The organism is Phyllobacterium sp. P5_D12, from assembly GCF_054049495.1.
Genome location: NZ_JBFUMG010000774.1, coordinates 1 through 1,621 on the forward strand (window position 1 = coordinate 1; position 1,621 = coordinate 1,621).

A 1,621-nucleotide genomic window follows, 5' to 3' on the forward strand; every position below is an offset into this window, starting at 1 on the left:
CTGGTAAAAGCAGGCACGGCAAACAGCGTGCCTGCGACCGTCGATTTTGTGGAAGAGCTTGGCTCTGGACGCAATGTGCACGTCGACATTGATGGAACGATCTTTGCCGTCAGTGGCGATGAAGGTCAATTCTTCGAGACTGGTGCGACGGTCGGTCTGCAATTGCCATCCGAACACATTCACTTGTTCTCCAGGGACACCGGATTGCGTCTCGACGACGCGCCTGCGTTGAAACACAATACCAATCAATCGACCGTGGCAGCTTAGCTGTACTGAAAGGATCAATCATGAATACGGAGTCCATCATTTCGGCCGTCGGCTTCTGCACTTATACGGGCGACGGCAATTTCAGCGTGCTTGAAGATTCTTTGCGGACGATCAGTGACCTTGGTGCGAGCGCTGCTGAGTTGTCGCTTTATGGCGAAGAGCTCATTTCCGGTGGCCGCATCATTCCAAGCCGGTTGGAACGCCTGCTGGAAATCACCCGCCAATTCGACCTGCGCTATAGCGTACATGGCCAGATCATTTCCAACTTCATGGACAAGGAACATCTGGCGCTGCAGAAGTCGGTCGTTCGCGCCATGCTTGAATTGTGTAATCGTGTGGAGGCCGGCATTCTCGTCCACCATTGCGGACAGGCCAAGATGCCGGCACTGACGCGTATTGGCGATCTCGACCAGATGGAGCGCGATGCATTGGCGGAATTAGCCGAAGTCGCGAAGGGTTATGGCGTGCGGATCGCATTGGAAAATATCTTCGCACTCAACGACGCAGAGTATCGGCAGACGCCGACAAAGGTCGGTGAAACCGTCAGCGCAGTCAACAGTCCGAATGTCTGTGGATTGATCGACTTCAGTCATGCCTATATCGAATGCACGCGACTAGGCCTCGATTGGCGCGTGCAGATCAAGGCAATGGCTCCGGTCACCGGACACCTGCATGTTCATGACAGCTTTGGCCGCCCATACAGCATGACGAAGTTCTACCACCCGGCGGAGGCGACTGCACTTGGCATCGGCGACCTGCATTTGCCGATTGGCTGGGGCGACATTCCCTGGGAAGAGATATTCTCGGAACTTACATTCCTGCCGGATACGACGTTGATCATGGAAATCACGGAAAACCGTTTCGCCACAGAGCAGGCGGACAGTCTTGCGCGCGCTCTAAAGCTTATGGATCTGGTCAATAGCCGCCGAATAGCAGCGTGAATTCGTCAGTTGTGGCGGTTGCACCGCCACAACTGTCCCTCATCGAATTGTAAAAGGTTCGACTGCGGCATAGACCGCGTCCGGTACACTCACCTTCAACAACTCCATGTTCCGGTTGAGGCTCGAGGGCTTGGCCGTGCCGATCAGAACGTTGGCGACGACCGGCTCGCGGAACGGGAATTGCATCGCTGCGGCGGCAAGTGGGATCGAGTTGGCTTCTGCGACTTTCTGCATGGAGCGAACGCGACCGAGAATATCGTCCGAGGCAGGGCCATAATCGAAATTCGCGCCCGGAACCGGCCCCGTTGCCAGAATGCCGGAATTGAAGACACCGCCGATCACCAGCGAAATCTGTTGTTTACGGCAGACTTCGAGCAAATCGCGCTCTGCGGACCGATCCAACAGTGAATAGC

General features: G+C 55.6%; 3 protein-coding genes. 2 read left to right on the forward strand and 1 reads right to left on the reverse strand.

What is annotated here, in order from left to right; genetic code table 11:
• Together ACXJ5O_RS26290 and ACXJ5O_RS26295 are read left to right on the forward strand one after the other, a co-directional pair.
• A partial coding sequence (locus tag ACXJ5O_RS26290) for a TOBE domain-containing protein (protein ID WP_457302474.1) occupies nt 1–267 on the forward strand: 267 nt, incomplete at its 5' end.
• Nucleotides 268–287: 20 nt separating this feature from the next.
• A complete protein-coding gene (locus ACXJ5O_RS26295; protein ID WP_457302475.1) occupies nt 288–1,208 on the forward strand; it encodes a sugar phosphate isomerase/epimerase family protein in 921 nt (306 codons plus the stop codon).
• 39 nt (nt 1,209–1,247) lie between these two features.
• On the opposite strand, the gene ACXJ5O_RS26300 is transcribed toward ACXJ5O_RS26295, so the two are convergent.
• Nucleotides 1,248–1,621: aldo/keto reductase (locus ACXJ5O_RS26300; RefSeq protein WP_457302476.1), on the reverse strand; the 374-nt coding region annotated here is incomplete at its 5' end.

Bases quoted from the DNA above. Each gene is read 5' to 3' on its own strand.
- ACXJ5O_RS26295 (WP_457302475.1), top strand. From the start codon at position 288: ATGAATACGGAGTCCATCATTTCGGCCGTCGGCTTCTGCACTTATACG.